12 protein-coding genes and 1 riboswitch are annotated in these 19486 nt (G+C 48.1%); of the genes, 8 read left to right on the forward strand and 4 right to left on the reverse strand.

Annotated elements, in window-relative coordinates; translation table 11 throughout:
• Window positions 1-91: 91 nt before the first annotated feature.
• On the forward strand, window positions 92-4684 hold the full coding sequence (locus HNR77_RS10630) for a collagen binding domain-containing protein (protein ID WP_184183473.1): 4593 nt from the start codon (window positions 92-94) through the stop codon (window positions 4682-4684).
• A 124-nt stretch (window positions 4685-4808) separates the two neighbouring features.
• On the opposite strand, the gene HNR77_RS10635 is transcribed toward HNR77_RS10630, so the two are convergent.
• From HNR77_RS10635 to HNR77_RS10645, 3 genes are all read right to left on the reverse strand, one after another.
• Window positions 4809-5429 carry a class D sortase gene (locus HNR77_RS10635; RefSeq protein WP_260410481.1) on the reverse strand — a complete coding sequence of 207 codons (621 nt, stop codon included), beginning with the start codon at window positions 5427-5429 and terminating at the stop codon, window positions 4809-4811.
• 145 nt (window positions 5430-5574) lie between these two features.
• Complete coding sequence (locus HNR77_RS10640; protein ID WP_184183476.1) at window positions 5575-7077, reverse strand: amino acid permease; 1503 nt, start codon at window positions 7075-7077, stop codon at window positions 5575-5577.
• Between the two features lie 114 nt (window positions 7078-7191).
• A riboswitch (Lysine riboswitch) is annotated at window positions 7192-7413 on the reverse strand.
• Window positions 7414-7566: 153 nt separating this feature from the next.
• Window positions 7567-8709, reverse strand: coding sequence for a virulence factor (locus HNR77_RS10645; protein ID WP_184183479.1), 1143 nt, complete (start codon window positions 8707-8709; stop codon window positions 7567-7569).
• A gap of 250 nt (window positions 8710-8959) precedes the next feature.
• Here HNR77_RS10645 and HNR77_RS10650 point away from each other — a divergent pair, with 250 nt between their 5' ends.
• Entirely contained in the window at window positions 8960-9376 is a 417-nt protein-coding gene (locus HNR77_RS10650) for a hypothetical protein (protein WP_184183482.1), read from the forward strand.
• Between the two features lie 68 nt (window positions 9377-9444).
• Here the strand turns inward: HNR77_RS10650 and HNR77_RS10655 are convergent, their stop codons facing one another.
• Window positions 9445-10143 (reverse strand): response regulator transcription factor, encoded by a 699-nt coding sequence (locus HNR77_RS10655; RefSeq protein WP_184183485.1) that lies wholly within the window; start codon window positions 10141-10143, stop codon window positions 9445-9447.
• 305 nt (window positions 10144-10448) lie between these two features.
• Between HNR77_RS10655 and HNR77_RS10660 the strand changes: the two genes are divergently transcribed.
• The 6 genes from HNR77_RS10660 to HNR77_RS10685 all read left to right on the forward strand — a co-directional run bounded on the left by HNR77_RS10660 (window position 10449) and on the right by HNR77_RS10685 (window position 19389).
• On the forward strand, window positions 10449-13292 hold the full coding sequence (locus tag HNR77_RS10660) for a PAS domain-containing sensor histidine kinase (protein WP_184183488.1): 2844 nt from the start codon (window positions 10449-10451) through the stop codon (window positions 13290-13292).
• Between the two features lie 415 nt (window positions 13293-13707).
• A complete protein-coding gene (locus HNR77_RS10665) occupies window positions 13708-15054 on the forward strand; it encodes a cytochrome ubiquinol oxidase subunit I (protein ID WP_184183491.1) in 1347 nt (448 codons plus the stop codon).
• Window positions 15051-16085: a cytochrome d ubiquinol oxidase subunit II gene (locus HNR77_RS10670; RefSeq protein ID WP_184183494.1), complete on the forward strand. Its 1035-nt coding sequence runs from the start codon at window positions 15051-15053 to the stop codon at window positions 16083-16085. Before HNR77_RS10665 ends, HNR77_RS10670 begins: the two co-directional genes overlap by 4 nt.
• A gap of 7 nt (window positions 16086-16092) precedes the next feature.
• Window positions 16093-16293, forward strand: coding sequence for a cytochrome bd oxidase small subunit CydS family protein (gene cydS, locus HNR77_RS10675; protein ID WP_184183640.1), 201 nt, complete (start codon window positions 16093-16095; stop codon window positions 16291-16293).
• Window positions 16294-16373: 80 nt separating this feature from the next.
• Window positions 16374-17450, forward strand: coding sequence for an MBL fold metallo-hydrolase (locus HNR77_RS10680; protein WP_184183497.1), 1077 nt, complete (start codon window positions 16374-16376; stop codon window positions 17448-17450).
• 313 nt (window positions 17451-17763) lie between these two features.
• Complete coding sequence (locus HNR77_RS10685) at window positions 17764-19389, forward strand: ABC-F family ATP-binding cassette domain-containing protein (protein ID WP_145406029.1); 1626 nt, start codon at window positions 17764-17766, stop codon at window positions 19387-19389.
• Window positions 19390-19486: the final 97 nt, after the last annotated feature.

Genomic DNA, 19486 nt, shown 5'->3' on the forward strand with positions numbered 1-19486 from the left:
GATTGTTCGCTGTCTATGATTTGTATAGGTCGCCCTGTTATTCTATTCCTCGGCGTTTGCTAACCATATGAGCGAGGAGGATATGTGGAACATGAAGAAACGAGTGAGCATGATGTTGATTGCACTATTGCTGGTGACGCAATTGCTGCAAGGGATAGTGTTAACATCAACGGTGTATGCTCAGGATGACACGAATCATATGTCAGTCGGTACAATGAATGATCCATCTTCACCATCTGCACAGGAAGAGAGTACGCTCCCTGAAGATCAGGGAGATCAGGGAGATCAGGATGCTGCTGCGGATGAAGAGACATCGCCGGCGATCGAGGATACGGAACACACTGCAGCTCCGGAGGAAGCTGAACCTGCAGATGTAGCCCCACTGGCTGCCGCTGCTGCGGCTTCAGAAATTCAGGAGAATCTGATCACCAGTGTGCAGATGTACAACCAGAAACCGGAGGAAGGCAGCAACGGTCAGATTGAAGTCAGGGGAGACAAGATAGAAGATATTCGTCCACGGATATCGGATGAGGTTGCCGTTGTTTTTACATGGGGATTTGGGGATGATGCCCACGCTTATGGAGATGGATCGACCTTTACATTCCGTCTGCCTGACAAATTTATTATAGGCTCACAGTTGAAGGGCGGTCTGGACGGGGGTGCCGGCGAATATGTTGTGAACCCGGACGGTACAATTGTTTTTACCTTTAATGAGATGGTTGAACATGCCAAGCTGGAAGGAAACTTCTATGTCTGGCTTCATTTTGACGAGAGTAAAATGGAAGACGGGCTGAAACAGAAGATTGACTTTAGCGGTGCAGGCCAAGGCACTATTGATGTAAATTTTGCAAATACCGCAAAGGATGGAATTCAGAAGTCAGGGACAGCCAACAATAATAGTTTTAACTCGAACCAGATCGATTGGACTGTAGATTTCAACCAGGGCGAGAAGAGTATGACCAATGTCGTTCTGGAAGATACCCTGCCGTCAGGGCTATCGCTTCAGGGGGATATCGAAATCCGCGAGCTGCAGGTTCAGTTGAACGGTTCTGTGAAGGAAGGCCCGGTCGTTGACAGAGCAGCACAGTTTCCTGTCAACTTGGGAGACATCAGCAAAGCCTATCGCATCACCTATACAACGAGCGTTCAGGCACCCACGGGTGCTCCTTACACAGGGGTAGTCTATTCCAATGAAGTGACTCTTACAGCGGATCAGAGTGAGTATAATGAATCCGATGTTGGCCGTGTGACCGTTAGCTTCAATGAGCCGCTGAACAAGTCGGGTCAGGAAAGTGCATACGACCCGGTTACGCAGACGATTACATGGAAGGTGCAGTACAACTATAATCAGCAAACGATTACACAGGCCAATGCGTGGCTTGAAGACCGTTTTGATACGGCGAAGCAAAGGCTCGTCACGGATTCACTGAATGTGTATGAAGTCGAGATTCAATCGGATGGTCGCCCTGGAGCAAAAACGCTGGTTGTTCCCTCAGAATACACAGTGAATGGTGTCGGCACAGGCTTTGAAGAGGGGTTCAAGCTTCAATTCAACAGTGATATTAACAAAGCCTATGAGATTGAATACAAAACTCAAGCCATACAGCGGGTGTACGAGAATGAGACGATCGTTAATACAGTGAATACACAGGATGGCACGACCAAAGAGGGTCGTAAAAATATTGAAGAAGTCATTTTGGCGAAGAGTGTAAAAAGTGAAGATTTCAATGCCAAGGAGATCGAGTGGCAGATTGTGCTGAACCGGGATCAGAAAGAGATGACGGACATTGTCATCACAGATGATTACTCAGGCAGACATATGAAGCTTGTTCCGGGTAGTCTGCAGATCATTGGTGATCAGAAGGACCAGTTCGAGGTAACACCTGCTGTGGCTGACCCGGCGGATGTAAATTTTGAAAAAGGATTCAGGATTCATCTCAAGCCGGACGGTATCATCAATAAGCAGCATGTGATCACTTATAAAACGAGTTTTGATCCAACGGCAGGAATGCCAACAAACAATGAATATCGCAACACCGCTACGTTGAACTGGAAGGAAGCAGATGTTGCGCAGGCCGCCATCACCAAGTCTGCCGTTGTCCGACCGCAAAGCTATACCATTGAAAATGGTAACAAGCGGGGGGATTATAGCGCCAGAGATAAAGCAATGACCTGGACAATCGACGTGAACTACAATCTGTTTGATATTCAGGAAGCCATTCTCAAGGATGCTTACACTGGAAATCAGTCCTTTGTGGATGGTTCATTGAAGGTGTATGAGCTTGAATTGAAGGGTGCCAACAACGTTACTTCGGTTGGGGATGAAATCACGATATCATCGGCACAATTCCAGCTTGACCCGGATGGCAAAGGTTTCACACTCAACCTGGGTGACATCGGCAAAAAAGCTTACCGCGTAGTGTATCAGACGAGTCTGGATGGAGAATTTGCAATAGAGGGCTCGTACAGCAATCATGCTGTGCTGACAGATGGTAAAGGCGGACCTGTACGTTTTGATAAAACAGCAGCCGTTACACCTGCCCATGGCGGAGTATATGTGAGCAAAACAGGCCGCCAGGAAGGGACATCGGATCTGGCTTCATGGGTTGTGAATGTTAATCCGAGTCAGTCCTTCGTTGCCGCAGGTTCCCAATTAACTGACACGTTATCCAGCAATCAGATTTTGCTTGCCGATTCATTGAAGCTGTATGAGGTGCAATTGCCTGCAAACAATTCAGGTAATGTTTCGGTGAAGGCAGGGCTGGTTGATCCTTCGGAATATGATCTGTTGGTGAATGGTAATACCTTTACCTTTACATTTAAAAACGACATAAACACAGCATATCTCCTGGAGTACCAGTCTTACATTAACGCAGATGACGGCGACAGAATTGAGAACAAGGTTGAGTTTGCAGACCATTCTTTCTCTGTTGTAGGAGAAGGTAATCAGTCGGGGATTCGGGTATCCTTGGCTGGTGCTGGTGGAGGGGCATCCACGGGTCTGGGCAAAGTCAAGGTGCATAAGATAGATGACACCGGACAGCCGCTGGAAGGAGTTATTTTTGCCATCTACAATGCATCCGGCACGCTCCTTCTGGAAACGCTGGAACCAACAGATGAGAACGGAATGACTGAAAGCAGTCGGAATTATCGTCTGCATCAGACGAATGGAATTCCATATCGACTTCAGGAGGTTGCAGCGCCTGCAGGATACCTGCCAGACCCGAATTTTGCTTCGGCCGCAGGTCATACCATATTATTCAAGGATGCAGAAGCAGCCTTCGAGATCATCAACGAGCAAATCCGCCAAGGCTTTGAGCTGACCAAGATGGATGCGGTCGATTCTACCAAGGTGCTGGAGGGAGCCGTTTTTGAGCTGTACCACATTCAGGGTTCCACGCGTGAGAAGCTGGATGAGCTTACGACAGGAGTGGGCGGCAGAATTGCCAAGGGAGATCTGGAAGCAGGCATGTATGAATTGATTGAAATTCAGGCGCCAGAATTCTACACGGTGGATAGTACACCTATTCCATTTACCATTACAGCAAACCAGACACAGATTGTGACACTTACGAAAACGAACCAGATCGGCACAGGAGGTAAACTGACCCTGACAAAAGTGAATGCCAAGGATCAGTCTCCATTAAGCGGGGTTGAATTCGAACTGCGTGACTCTGCCAATAACGTGGTCGATACCGGGGTTACGAATCAACAGGGAATCATTGAATTCAGCAATCTCACTTACGGTGTGTATACATTGGTGGAAACGAAAGCTGAAGGGTTCGTGATTGAAACCCCGGAGACTGAGGTATCTATCACTCAGCCAGACACACAGATAACGATTGAAAATAAAGAAAATGATCGTTCAGTAAAACTGGTGAAATACAACGCAAGCCGAACGCAGCATCTGCAAGGTGCAATCTTTGAATTACGTGCTCAATCTGCAGTGATGGGGCCGGATGGAGAATGGCTGTTTCATGTGGTAACCGGTATTGATCCGGCAGCATTGACCACTGATCTTCACGGTGAACTCCATTTGCAGCAGCTTGAACCGAATACGTATCAATTGGTTGAAGTCAAGGCACCGTCTGGATACCAATTGGAGCAGACGCCGATGACTTTTGAGATTACGAATCAACAAACCGAAGCTGTTGTTGTAGAGAAAACAAATCAGGCTATTCCTGTATCAGGTGGACCAAGTGAACCGTATAATCCCGGGACGCCGAGTACAGGCGGTACACCAGAACCGACTACACCAAACAATCCAGATCCTGATAAACCAGGCGCACCGGTACAAGAAACACCAGGAATATCTGTGCCAGGTACGATTGTAACAACCCCTTCAGTACCTTCAGAAGAGAACAGGGGTACAGACAAGCCGGGGAATCATTCGGAAGAATCACCTTCACCTTCAGCGCCTGAAGCTGTGGATGGAGAGATGACCGGGCCTCAGGTGACAGAAGGAGAAGATACGGGGGAAGAGGGTATACTTACACCTTCTGCCGGAGAAGAGTCCGAGAGTGAGGGTTCATCGGGGAACAGCGGCCTTACATCAGCCCAAGGCATGCTGCCCAAGACAGGTGAAGAAAGCTCTATGGCTTACACAGTCTCGGGATTGATGTTGATCGCCATTGGAAGTGCCAGTTACTTGTATTTCCGACGGAGAGAGCAATTCCAACGTTAAAGCCAGATGCTGGCACTCTTGATCTGAATTTGTATTTATAACGATAACCAAACACCCTCCCGCCTTTGCCGCGAAGAGTTGAGCTTCGCAGGCAGGCGGGAGGGTGTTTTGATGTGCGCACCGTTTAAGAATTCACCTTTACAGCCCGTATTATTAGTCGGTGTGTTGCATCAATCAGCGGATCACAGGTAATCAAGGTTAGAACCTGTCCAAGCCCAGGATCTTCCAGCACAGATACATCCGAAGGTTCCACGACAGAAATTCGGTCAATCTTGTAGTGGATCGCTGTTTGATCGGCAAGTGTAATCTCAACCGAGTCGCCAATCTGCAGCTCGCCCAGCCGATTAAACAAGCGCCCCTTTCGATGCGCGCGATGAGCCGCAATGGCAGCATTACCCGATTGTCCAATGGCAGCTGTCTCCACCAGATGAGCCGCAGCAAACTTCATATTTTCCTGAGTTGCCCCTTCCAGAACGGGCAGACGCACATCAATGACAGGAATAGAGATCATCCCGAGTGTCCCGGGTGTGGTAGACGGCTTTACTGTTGCAGTTCTCTTCTGGTCTGAATGATCGTTCTCTATGCCACGTTCGAAGGTGTGATTTAGCTGGGACAGGCCTGTTTGCAGTTGTTCCAGCTCATCCAGCACGCGATTTTGCTGCCAGTCATAATACATGGCTTGCAGCGTTGGAAAGCTGATCACCAATAGACCTAACAGCACAAGCAGGACAGACCACTTCTTCAACGTGCATCTCTCCTTTGGGTCGAAAGTATAATAGATGTTTCCTTTATCTATTGTACGGATCAACCTATACAAAATATGGACAGAAAAATCCCCTGTTCCATACAGAGCACTCTGTAGAACAGGGGATAAGAATAAAGCTCCAGTTTTACGCCTTGATATCTGATGATTCAGCAGGGGAGAAGTCACACTCCTGCAGCGGCACAACTTTGGTCTTTTTGATCCATTTGTAGCCGAGCCAGAGGATCAGAAACAGCGGCAAGCTCAGATATGCGACAAGCACTCCGCTCCAGTCGATCTGGTCACCTGTAAAGGCTTGATAGTTCTGCCCCAGGATGACGATGATGCACAGGGCAAAAGCAAAGATCGGTCCAAACGGAAACCACCGTGCACGGTAAGGCAGCTCACTCAGGTCGTGGCCTTGGGCAACGTAGGCGCGCCGGAAGCGGTAATGACTGATTGCAATACCCAGCCATGTAATAAAGCCGCACATCCCGGATGCATTCAACAGCCACGTATATACAATACCATCACCGAAGAGAGAGGCCAGAAAGGCGAGCATTCCTACAGCGGTTGTCACAAGCAGGGCGTTCATCGGAATGCCGCGCTTGTTAAGCTTGCCAAGGAAACGGGGGGCTTTGCCGTCCCGGGCAAGGGCGTAGAGCACCCGGCTTGAAGCATACATGCCGGAGTTGCCGGCTGAAAGCACGGAAGTCAGAATAACGGCGTTCATGACAGAAGCTGCAATCGCAAGTCCTGCTTTTTCAAACACAAGGGTAAACGGGCTGACACCGATATTTTCGAGATCACCTTTAAGCAGGTTCGGGTGAGTATACGGGATAATCAAACTGATAACCGTAATCGCCAAAATATAAAAGATCAGAATACGCCAGAAGACCTGGCGAATGGCACGAGGTACGTTTTCGCGCGGGTTCTCGCTTTCTCCAGCTGCGACACCAATCAGCTCCGTTCCCTGGAAAGAGAAGCCCGCTGCCATAAATACACCGAGCACGGCGAAGAATCCGCCATGGAACGGGGCATCACCGATCGTAAAGTTGCTGAAGCCTATTGCTTCGCCACCCATAATGCCAAAGATCATCAATACGCCGACAGTAAGAAAGATAATAACGGTTGCGACTTTAATAATCGCGAACCAGTATTCGGATTCTCCATATCCTTTGACAGACAGAATATTCAAGGCAAAGATCAGCACAAGGAAAAGCAGACTCCATAACATGGAGGAGCTGTCCGGGAACCAGTATTTGATCAGCACTGTCGCAGCAGCAAGCTCGGCGGCAATAGTTACTGCCCAGTTATACCAGAAGTTCCAGCCCATGGCGAAGCCGAGAGCGGGATCAACGAAACGGGCGGCATACGTATTAAAAGAACCGGAGTCCGGCATAAAAGTTGCAAGTTCACCCAGACTGGTCATCAGGAAGTAAACCATAATTCCGACAGCTGCATAGGCGAGCAGTGCACCGCCCGGTCCTGCTGTCGAGATGGCCGTACCGCTTGCCAGAAACAGCCCGGTACCAATCGAACCGCCCAAAGCGATCATGGTCATGTGACGGGCACGCAATCCTTTTTTCAGGGAAGGCCCGGTTGTTGAATTTGTCGTTGTTGTTTGTGTTCGGTTGGTGCGGTCTTGCATGAAAACACTCCTTCATTTGTAATGCTGATGCAGATCATAGCTCCATAAACCAAAAAAAGACCACAGGCATCAGCCAGCGGTCTTTATATTCAATGTCCGCACCATGTCCTTGACGATTAAGATAGCTCAACACAGAAGAAAGCATACCTTTGCCCAAGGTATTGCATGCTTGCTTGCTGTGACAGTTCTGCACCTTTCGGCTGCAGCCCCAGCTCAATCGGACTGATACAGGAACGTCCATTGAGCTTCGGCGGGTACACCTTTCGGCTGATCTCATAAGCGGCTCCTTGCGCCTCCTTCAGCGTACTGATCGCACCCGCGACCTCTACCTCACCATGCTATGGATGAGGTGTATCTATTGTTTATGAAATTTTTTGAAATACGCTAGAGCAGCGTGCAATCTGTTTATCAAACAGACAACAAGTATACCGCTACTCGTTTTACAGTGCAATAACAAATGTTGGTTGTCTATCAGCAAAAAAGGTACGGCTACTCCTGCTTTTTGTTTCGTCCAGCCATCTGCTGCCATACCGTTCCGGCGGCTTGTTCACCAGACTCGATGCGCTCCAGAGCCATCTTGGCCTGCAGGCTCACTTCGAACTCAGGGTCTTCAGCGGCAAGACGCAGTGCCTGTTCTGCTTCCTCGGTTCCAACCTCATATAGAAAACGGGCTGCACGCCAGCGCACCAGCTTGCTTTTGTCGGTTAACGTTTCAATCATGGCTGGTGTGGCGGCCGGATCACCGATGTCTGATAACGTATCGCCAGCTGTCCGCCTTACAGCAGGTGAGCTGTCGCGAAGTGCTTCATAGAGCAGCTCCATCGCTTCCGGTGTACGGATATCCCCCAGATACACAACAGCCAGACGACGAATCTGCATCTTGCTGTCACGCAGCGCTTGAGCAACCAGTGGAAGTCTTTCCTCCGTTGGCTCCATGCTGTCCAGTGCAGCATATCTGACATTCCAGTCTTCGCTGCGCAGCGCTGCTTCCAGCTCTGCTCCATCCAGGGCACGGCGGCGTTCAACAAACTCTTCTGTATTGGTACCATGCGCAATCGCTTGCTGAATCACTTGCTCCAATCGTTCGGGAGGATAGGCTGCCTCCAGTTCCTGTTCGACTTCCCGTGCAATATCCGGAAGTTCGCCGTAACGTACGCCATAATCGGTCAGTTTGCGTTCCTTGATCAGCGTAGCGCTGGCAACCTCGGTGACGGCTTTGACGAAACGATCCGACAGGGAGATCCGTTCCTCTTTAGCTCCGGCTTTGACACGAATCTGCATGGGTACTCCGCGGAAAAACTGTACAAACACTTGCGCTTCTCCGAAGTGTTCACCTGAAGCATCCTCGGATTCAATCCAGTCCAGGTTGATGCCCTCCTGACCCAGACGGCTCTGCACTTCTCCGAGAATAACCGACCAGTCCGCGTTACCTTTTCGATCCAGCGCAACGAAGTCCGTCGTGTGGAATACACTTTTGACTCCAGGAATGTGCAGCATCTGACGAATAAACGCCGGAGCTGAACGTTCGTTATCCAGAGTATAGGTTCTGCGAATCCCGTCCTCCAGACGTTCGTCGAGATGCAGCATCATTGTATTTGGACTCGGTGTTGGTTCGATGGAAATGATATTCATGGGTGCAACCTCCTATAATACCAGTTTGATACGTGTTCTCGCGTAAAGTTAATCACACGGGTGTAGCTCTATTTTACATGAAATCAGGCAAACTGCGAAATCGTGGCTGCTCCAAGCTATTCTACCCAACGAAACATGTTAAGGATGTGAAGAAATACGAAGATTGTTAACACTTCTTTCATGTTTGCACACAAACATTTTTAAATGAAACCTGACACAATAGTGGGAAGAAGCTAATGGAGGTATACCTATGGAACCTGTTGCTGTACTAACAGATGGAGAGCGATGTATCAACTACGAGGAAATTATTCAATTGTTTATGGATTGGATTGATGCTGCGCCATCGGATTCAGTAAAAGAAACAGGACGAGGAGATTGGGAGAAATCCCGCTATTGTATTGTAGATTATCGAAATGCTGAACAGGCTGTTGCCGCAGCCAAGGCTATTCGTGCTTTTGTACCCGATGTGCCTGTGTTGGTCCTTACCGATTTTCCATCATCCATTCGCAAACGTCACCTGCAGCAGATTACGGGTACGGGAGCTGTAAAAATGATGCTCTGGAATGAACAACATCCTGATCAGCTGAAGAGTAGCATTGAGCGGTGGCTGCACACTTTGGAATATGGAGCACCAATAACCATGCCTTCCGTTCTATACCTCAGGTAGAACGATAAAAAGCATGGTGCCTGTATAACAGTTTAACCAAAGTTGTTTATAAAACTGAACTAAATGAATTAGACGATATATTTATAGCCTGTGCCCCATACCGTTTTGATATAACGTGGATTTTTGGGGTCAGGCTCTATTTTTTTACGCAGACTGGAGATATGTACATCAATGGTCCGATCCAGATAGGCACGTTCCGAACCTTTAATTCGGTCCATGAGCTCATTGCGGGTGAATACCTTGCCCGGATTGCGATATAATTCCTTCATAATTTCAAACTCAATGTGAGTTACCTCGACTTCAACACCGTTCACAAATACCGTTCTTCGGTACTCATTTACACTAATCTGTCCCGCTTCCTCAACCGTACGATTTTCTTTAATCGGTTTCTCCTGATACGTAATAATAGAGCGTCGCAGCAAAGCTTTAATTCTCGCGTCCAGTTCCTTCAGACTGAAGGGCTTGCAGAGGAAGTCATCAGCACCATTATGTAAGGCGCGCAGCCGGTCGTTCAGCATCGTGCTTGCCGAGATCATCAGCACAGGAACGGTGGAGTTTTGACGAAAAGCATCCACGAGCTCATTACCGTCAATCTCGGGCAGCATCAAATCGGTTACAACAATATCTGGCTGAAACTGGGGAAATAAATGAAGTGCTTCACGGGCATGGTGAACCCGCTCGGTTATGTATCCTTCCTCCTCAAGAAAAAAAGCGATCATGTCCGCTAGGTTTTTTTCATCTTCTATAAGAAGTACTTTGATTGACATCACTTCACACTCCTGGTGACATAGATTTGTTAAGAAAATACGAGAAAATAGCTGAAAATACTGCAAAAATTTTAATGTTTCTATTCCAGAATATAGGAAGTATATGTAACCTGTAAATGACTTTAAATATTATTAACGTAGTGTAACATGTGTATATTTTTTTGCCGAATCATAAATATTCCCAAACGTACAACAGAGCTTAATTACAGTATAATGGATCAGAATGAATTAAGGGGAAAAAGATCGGGGCATCACTGTTATCTCCTGAAGAATTACAACGAGTCAGGCGGTGAGCATAAATACCTATGAACGGGATAACGGGAGTAAGAAATCTGCGGGAATGGGTGGTACTCCAACTGAGACAACCCTGGATTGGAACGATGGTTCTGATCCTTTTCGGCACCATCAATGCCATTGTTCCATTTACGTTGTTCTATGGCGTACAGTTTATGATGATGAGTGCCGCAGCGCTGATTGCCCTCCGAATATACGGGGGATTCTATGGTTTTATCACACTTGCGTTAATATGTCTGTCCAAAATACTGATTACGGGCCTGGATTCGCATTATTTTTATGTCACGGCTGCACATTTTATAGAGTTAGTGTGGATGTTTGGCTGGCAGATGCGATGCAAGAAAGGCAGTTTGATCAAGGCCAATGCTGTTTTCTGGGTTGTGATGCTGCTTCCAATGATCTGTTATGGGCACTATGTATTAGGTTTGAGTGTTGAAGATACAAAGTATGAGTATATGTACATTGCTGTTGTCAGTATGGTGAATGCACTGATTGCGGGCATTGTGGTTGATTTCTGGGCGACTTTGAGTGAGCATGAGGCGAAACGGGCGGGCACGATTCCACTGAGGAGAATCGCGTTCAAATATGTTGTTGCTTTTGTAGTGTTTGTTTCCCTCGTCCTGTTATCTGCGGATAGCCGCAGACAGCTAAGCCAGATGAATGATGCAATCTTGCGGGATATGAGGCATGCAGCAAGTGCTGTTGTCCAGGATCTGGACAGGCAATATGTTACACCCGAGAATCTGGCAGAAAATGTGGAGCGGTATCACCACCTGCTGGGTGTGAATGTGATTTTGCTGGATCAGAATAGCCATGTTGTCGCTTCGGGACTTTCTACCCTTCAGCCGGGTGAATCTGTGGACCTGAGTTCTTTCGAGGTATTAACCTCGCTGCGAGGCCCCATGCTTCTGAACTCCAGGGAAATACATTACAGTGATGTACTGGAGCACTGGAGACAGGCGTCCTTTATCTATGAAGCGGAAGATGCGCCGAGCACACCTTACCGAATATTCGTCGAAACCAATTCGTCACTATATTACCCGCAGATCGAAAACATATATCTGACAACATTGCAATCCTTATTCGTGATTATTGTGGCATCAATGATTGTGGCTGCGCCGTTGAGCAGCAAAGTGGTCAGTCCTTTATTGCGGCTGACCCGGCTAACCGGCTCTCTTCCACGACTTCTGTTCCGCAATCGGAATATGGACTGGCCGAGCAGCCATGTGACCGAGATTCAGATTCTGATCGGGAACTTGCGCAAAATGGCAGATGTGCTGCTCGAACAGTTTGAACAGATCCGGCTCGACAAGCTAACGCTGGAGGATCGCGTTATCGCCCGTACGAAGGAGCTTAAAAACAGCGAAGAAATTAAACGCGCCATTATTGAATCGTCCATTGACGCAATTATTGCTGTGGATTGCCAAGGGATAATTATTGAATTCAATCCCGAGGCAGAGAGAATGTTTGGACTTGGACGGGAAGAGGTTCTGCTGAAGAAGGCGCCGTCTCTTTTCCATGGGATCAGCTTTCGGGAAATCAAGAAATTACTTCAGCAATATGAATTTGTAGAGGGCAAAAGGTATACCACGGTTGATGAAATATCAGGTATCCGTGACGGCTGCATATTTCCGATTGAATATAAAATTGTGGAGATTCAACTTGGAAACAATGAGACCCTCTATAATCTGTTCATCAAGGATATTACCGAACGTACACGTGCTGAAGAAGACCGGGTGCGTCATGCCCTTGTGTTGGAGCACTTGAATCTGGAGCTGTTTCAGGAGAAGGCCGCCATTCAAGAGCAGCGCGATATCAGTGAGCAGTTTATCGAGTCTGTTCGTGAAGGACTTGTGATGTCAGATCGTTCAGGCACAATCACCATTGTGAATCGCCGAATAGAAGAAATGTTTGGACTGGGCAATTTCCTGGGAGAATCCATTATCGATTTGGCCCAGGCGATTGATACGATGGTTTTAACCGAGGGGTTTAATCTGACGGAGCAGACAAGAGCATTTCTGAACGGGGAACAGGCATTTATTGAGACGAATTTCTATTTTGACAATGTAGAGCAGAGTGTGTTTTCCCTGTACATGAAACAGATGGATGTACCAAGTAAAAATCATGGATTCCTGCTCGTTTTCCGCGATTTGACAGGGGAAGAACGGCTGAATCGCATGAAAAATGAACTGATCAGCGTAGTCTCTCACGAGCTTCGCACCCCTGTAGCAACGATTATGGGTTATGTCGAGCTGATGCTGATGTATGATCTTCCGGCATCACAGCGTAAAGAATTTATGGAGACGATCTCATCGGAGGGCAAACGTCTGAGCAGCCTGCTGGATGATGTGCTGGACATTCAGCGTCTCGACAATGATGGCATGACCTATCACATGACCTATGCTCCACTTGTGGAGCTGGTGGAAGGTGTGGCGGAGCAGTGGAATCGAAAATCTTCTCAGCGAATATATGTGCACGCTTTTAACGGTGATCTTTTTGCTTACGCAGACCAGAACAGAATCGTTCAGGTGCTGCATAATCTGATCGGCAATGCAGTGAAATACTCTCCTGGAGCAGATCGGATTGATGTCACGTTATGGGAGGAAGATGAGGCTCTCTGCATTGATGTGCGGGATTACGGCATTGGCATTGCGGAGAGTGAGAAGCACATGCTGTTTAATAAATTTTACCGTGTGGACAATTCAGACCATCGTCAGATTGGTGGAACGGGTCTGGGCTTGTACATTTCTCGCAAAATTGTCGAGGATCATCACGGAAGCCTGACCTTTATGTCGGCACCGGGCAAGGGCAGCACGTTTAAAGTACGGCTGCCTAAGCATGAGGTGGTTCTCTGACACTCTTTTTTAACTCTATCGGAGGCTTTTATCTTTTGCACTTGGCTGTGCACAAAGATAAAGGTCTTTTTTGTCGTTATCGTCATGCTTTTTCATTATTATATTTTTTGTTTTATCGTCATTCGGGATAAAAAAACGGGAAGTTTTGCACACTGTATATAGAGCCATAATTTGCATCCTGTGCAAAAAGGAGGACGACACGTTTATGTTTCGCAATCAAGAGAAAAAGCTCATTATCGTCTGTCTGGTGGCGGCTGTGGTGGTACTGTATGCGGTTGTCAAAAGCATCATCCGTATTATGAGTTACTGAGCGACCGTTCAGGCAGGTGAATCCGCCGCTGTACATAACCCATAACGATACAACGACAACAAAGTGCGAGATCAATAATCATTACACCGAAAGAGGAGTGTACCCATGTCATCTCTGGACCCTGTTCTGCTAAGCCGGATATTGACCGGCCTGACCCTGTTTGTGCATATCATCTTTGCTTCCATCGGCGTAGGTGTTCCGCTCATGATTGCTCTGGCTGAATGGCGGGGGCTGCGTACCAATGATATTCATTATACGCTGCTCGCGAGAAGGTGGGCGCGAGGTTTTGTCATTACCGTGGCCGTTGGTGTCGTTACAGGCACATCGATCGGGCTGCAGCTGAGCCTGCTGTGGCCGATGTTTATGCGTGTCGCCGGGCAGGCAATTGCACTGCCGCTGTTCATGGAGACCTTCGCCTTTTTCGTGGAAGCGATCTTTCTCGGGATTTACCTCTATACCTGGGACCGTTTCAAAAAAAAGTATACGCACATGCTGCTGCTCATTCCGGTAGCTTTTGGCTCATCCGCCTCCGCAATCTTTATTACAACGGTGAACTCTTTCATGAACCAGCCGCAAGGTTTCACCTTAATCAACGGCATTATGAAGGATATTGACCCGATTGCTGCCATGCTCAACCCGGCAACACCGACCAAGGTGTCCCATGTTCTTGCCTCATCCTATACCTTGAGTGCGGGTGTGCTTGCAGGTATTGCGGCGTTCAGCCTGCTGCGCGGGCGGGATCATGTGTATTACAAAAAAGCACTCAAGCTCACGACGGTATCTGCGCTTGTATTTGCGATCAGCACCGTCATGATCGGTGACTCGTCCGGTAAATTTCTGGCAAAATATCAGCCGGAGAAGCTGGCGGCGGCAGAGTGGCATTTCAAAACGATGAAGGAAGCACCGCTTGTCTATGGCGGAATTCTGGATGAAAATAACGAGGTCAAATATGCCATTGAAATTCCTTATGCATTAAGCATTTTGGCAGGCAACCGCCCGGATACAGAAGTGAAGGGATTGGAGGAATTCCCGGCTGATCTGAGACCGCCGCTGTCTATCCATTACATGTTTGATCTGAAGGTGACGACAGGTGTCATCATTCTATTGATCCCGGTGCTGTATGTGCTGCGCCGCTGGCTGCCAGGACGCAAGCCATATCCCAAATGGCTGCTGCTTGGCATCGTGCTGCTGGGGCCGCTCGCCATGATTGCGATCGAGCTGGGCTGGATGTTTGCCGAGGTGGGCAGACAGCCCTGGATTTTGCGTGGATACATGAAAGTGGCTGAAGCGGCTACGACCTCCACCTCCGTCGGCTGGATGCTCGTGCTGTTTATTCTGCTCTATCTGGTGCTGTGCTTCTCCTGCATCCGTGTGATCAGCAAGCTGTTCCGTAACAAGGAAGCGGAGAAGGAACTGGATTCGCTTGGACTGGAAGGAGGCATCGTGCATTGAGCTTCGAAATTGCAGGCATCGCGATATTGTGGACGTTCCTGTTCGGTTATCTGATTGTGGCATCGATTGATTTCGGCGCGGGGTTCTTCAGTTTTTACAGCATATTGACTGGACATGAAAACAAAATTCATAACATCATTCAGCGCTATTTGTCCCCGGTGTGGGAAGTGACGAATGTGTTTCTCATCTTTTTCGTGGTAGGGCTGGTCGGCTTTTATCCCGACAGTGCCTTCTATTACGGTACGGCCCTGCTTGTACCAGGCTCGCTGGCGATCGTACTGCTGGCGATTCGGGGCGTGTATTACGCTTATAACACCTATGGCAACCATGGAAAAAACAGCAGAATCTATCTGGCGCTTTATGGAGCAACGGGATTGCTGATTCCGGCGGTGTTCTCTACCATTTTGGCGATATCCGAAGGCGGGATCATTGAGCAGGCGGGCGAAAAGGTGTTTTTTCGCTGGCGTGAATTTTTGACGAATCCCTATACGTGGTCTGTTGTACTGCTGGCTTTGGTCAGTGTGCTGTACATCTCGGCGATGTTCCTGTCCTATTATGCGAAGCGGGCGGGGGATGAGACGGCCTTTCAGGTGCTTCGGGAATATGCGCTGCTGTGGAGCCTGCCCACCATTTTTGCGAGTTTTCTTGCTTTTCTGCAAATCAACAAACAGAACCCTGCTCACTTTGAGCAGATGGTGGGCATGTCCTGGATGTTTATCGCATCGTTTATCTGTTTTGTGGTCGCGGTATCGCTTGTGTGGAAAGAGAAATATCTGGGCTGGTGTTTTATCGCAGTGATGCTCCAGTTTGCTTTTGCATGGTATGGATATGGACGCTCGCATCTGCCCTACATTCTGTACCCGTACATTAACATCTATGACAGCTTTACCAACCGGACGATGGGCATTGCGTTGATTACGGCTTTCAGTCTGGGACTGCTGGTGCTCATTCCGTCACTGGTGCTGATTATGAAGCTGTTCCTGTTTGATGCCAATTACGTGCGTGGTAACGCGGGGAAAAAGAAAGGATGATATCGCTATGTTTCTGCTTCCGAACATTCTGAACGGGATCGTTTACTGGCCTCTTCTGCAGGAAGAAGGGGTCAGAGGAATTCCGGGCATCACGGGTCTCAGCTTCTTTGAGACGTTTACCATTATGTACGCCCCGCCTCTGATTATAGTGGCTGCCATCGTTTTTTTGTTTGTATATATGGCGGTTTGCAAAAATCCTCAGGATTGATTACAACAGTACTTGTGGTAGATCCACGCCTGATGAGGGTAATCTGATGATAAGATCTGAGGAAGGGAGGAGGCCCCTTCATGGCTAAAATTCGGTATAACAATATCGACAACGTCAGCACGGACAAAACGCTGAAAGAGTTCAAGCAATGGAGAGAGCAGCGCCGCCGCAAGGTAAAGGACTATTCCTACAAAGTTCCCAAGCATGAGCCTGAGCTGGACTACCTGCACGCCAACCGGGAAGAAACAACGATAACGTGGATTGGACATTCTACTTTTTTCATCCAATACTATGGGCTTAACATCGTAACTGACCCGGTGTGGGCGGAAAAAATGGGATTTCAACGCAGGCTCGGTGCCTCTGGCATTCCGATTCAGGATATACCGCCACTGGACGTGATCCTCATCTCTCACTCCCACTATGATCATCTGCATCTGGCTTCGCTACGCAAACTGGTTACAGCGAAGACACTGCTGATTGTGCCGGATGGCCTTAGACGCAAAATGATCCGCAAGGGATTCCATCGGTGTCAGGAGATGAAGTGGTGGGAGCATATCGTGCTTGGTGGTGTCAAAATTACATTTGTGCCTGCCCAGCACTGGACACGCCGAACGTTATTCGATACCAATACGTCCCACTGGGGCGGTTATGTACTGGAGCCAAATCATGCCGTGCGAGTATCAGAAGAAAGCGCGGCTGCGCTGGAGACATCGGTTAACGATGTGCTTGACGGGCAACGTGCCCACAACGATGAACCAATGCTGCAAAAAGGTTGCCCGCCTGTAGTATATTTTGTAGGTGATACGGGGTATTTCAAAGAATTCAAGACGATTGGAGAACGTTTCGACATTGGTATAACCCTGATGCCCATCGGGGCATACGACCCTGAATGGTTCATGACATCCCAGCATGTCACACCGGAAGAGGCACTGCAGGGCTTCGTCGAAACGAAGTCACAGCTGATGGTGCCGATGCATTATGGAACGTTCAAGCTGGCGGACGACACGCCGAAGGAGGCGCTGGACCGGCTGGAAGCTGAACGAAAACGGCTCGGTATTGCTGCGGAACGGATTCGTGTGCTGGGACATGGGGAGACACTGCGTATCCGGCATGAGGCTGAGGATATGAATCAGGATGCCGGACCGGAAGGTATATGAGTTGTCCTCTTCATTTACACGTAAACGAAGAATTTTGATGAACATCCCTGAACAGGGCTAACAAAAGCCAGCCAGATATGGTAATCTATAAACATACGTGCATGAACAGCATATTTACCAAAACTTTAATCCGTAAAAAGCGGCTGATTTTCGAATTTGCCGTTTTTTTGTGTTATAATATGGTGCCAGAATAGGCATCGGATATTGAATCCATGATTGAAGCAGGCGAGCATGAACGTGTATGGATACAAACGTGCTCTCAGGCTGCTATTCATGCAGTATGCAGATTAACCAATAAAGGATGGTATGCTTAATGATCAGTACAAGCGGCATTACGCTCCGCTACGGAAAACGTGCGCTTTTTGAAGATGTGAATATCAAATTCACGCCAGGCAACTGTTACGGCTTGATCGGCGCGAACGGAGCCGGAAAATCAACATTTTTGAAAATTTTGTCCGGTGAGATTGAAGCCAACTCGGGAGAGGTGCACATCACCCCGGGCGAACGTATGGCCGTTTTGAAGCAAAACCACTTTGAATATGATGAGTACCCGGTTCTCGAAACCGTTATTATGGGTCACGCTCGTCTTTATTCCATTATGAAAGAAAAGGATGCCCTGTATGCGAAGGCAGACTTTACGGAAGAAGATGGCCTGCGTGCAGGTGAGCTTGAAGGTGAGTTTGCCGAGCTGAACGGCTGGGATGCAGAGCCGGATGCAGCGGCACTCCTGATTGGTCTCGGTATCGATCGCGATATGCATGACAAAAAAATGGTTGAGCTTAGCGGTAACGAAAAAGTCCGCGTATTGCTGGCACAAGCCTTGTTCGGTCGTCCGAACAACCTGCTGCTCGATGAGCCTACCAACCACTTGGATCTCGAATCCATTCAATGGCTCGAGAACTTCCTGATGGATTATGAAGGTACCGTTATCGTGGTATCCCATGACCGTCACTTCCTGAACAAAGTATGTACGCACATCGCGGACATCGACTTTGGTAAAATCCAGCTGTACGTAGGTAACTATGACTTCTGGTACGAGTCCAGCCAATTGGCGCTTGCTTTGCAGCGGGATGCAAACAAGAAAAAAGAAGAGAAGATTAAAGAGCTGCAGGCCTTTATCCAACGTTTCTCCGCGAACGCTTCGAAATCCAAACAGGCGACTTCCCGGAAGAAACAACTCGACAAAATTACGCTGGATGACCTTCGTCCGTCGAACCGTAAATATCCGTTTATCAACTTCAAGCCTGAGCGTGAAGCGGGTAAACAATTGCTGACTGTGGATCGTCTAAGCAAAGCAGTTGAAGGCGAGAGCATGCTGAACGATATCAGCTTTGTGGTAAACAAAGGCGACAAAATTGCTTTTGTTGGCCCGAATGGTAACGCCAAATCTTTACTGTTTGATGTAGTGATGGGTGAAACTGAAGCTGACAGTGGCGAATATACTTGGGGAGTAACAACAACCCAGGCATATTTCCCGAAAGATAACTCCAAGTATTTTGATGGTGTAGAGATGAGCCTTGTGGATTGGCTGCGTCAATACTCCAAAGATCAGGATGAAACGTACCTGCGTGGTTTCCTGGGCCGTATGCTGTTCTCCGGGGAAGAAGCTTTGAAAAAGGCGAGTGTATTGTCCGGGGGAGAGAAAGTGCGTTGTATGCTCGCCAAAATGATGCAGACTGGCGCGAATGTGCTCATTCTGGATGAGCCGACGAACCACTTGGATCTCGAATCCATCACCGCACTGAATAACGGTTTGATTGACTTTGATGGCACAATGCTGTTTACATCCCATGACCATCAGTTCATTCAAACGATTGCTAACCGTATCATTGAAATTACGCCTACAGGTCTGATCGATCGTCAGATGAGCTACGATGAGTATCTCGAAAGCGAAGAGATCAAAGAGCTGCGCAGCAAAATGTATCCGGTAGAAGCTTAAGCTCTATTGTAGAGTTCAAGTGTTAAATCTAAAAACAAGCAAAAACCGCAAGTCCTCTAGGGAGGGCTTGCGGTTTTTTTTGTCAACGCATGCTCAG

It is taken from the genome of Paenibacillus sp. JGP012, assembly GCF_014203995.1.
GTDB classification, from domain to species: domain Bacteria; phylum Bacillota; class Bacilli; order Paenibacillales; family Paenibacillaceae; genus Paenibacillus; species Paenibacillus silvae.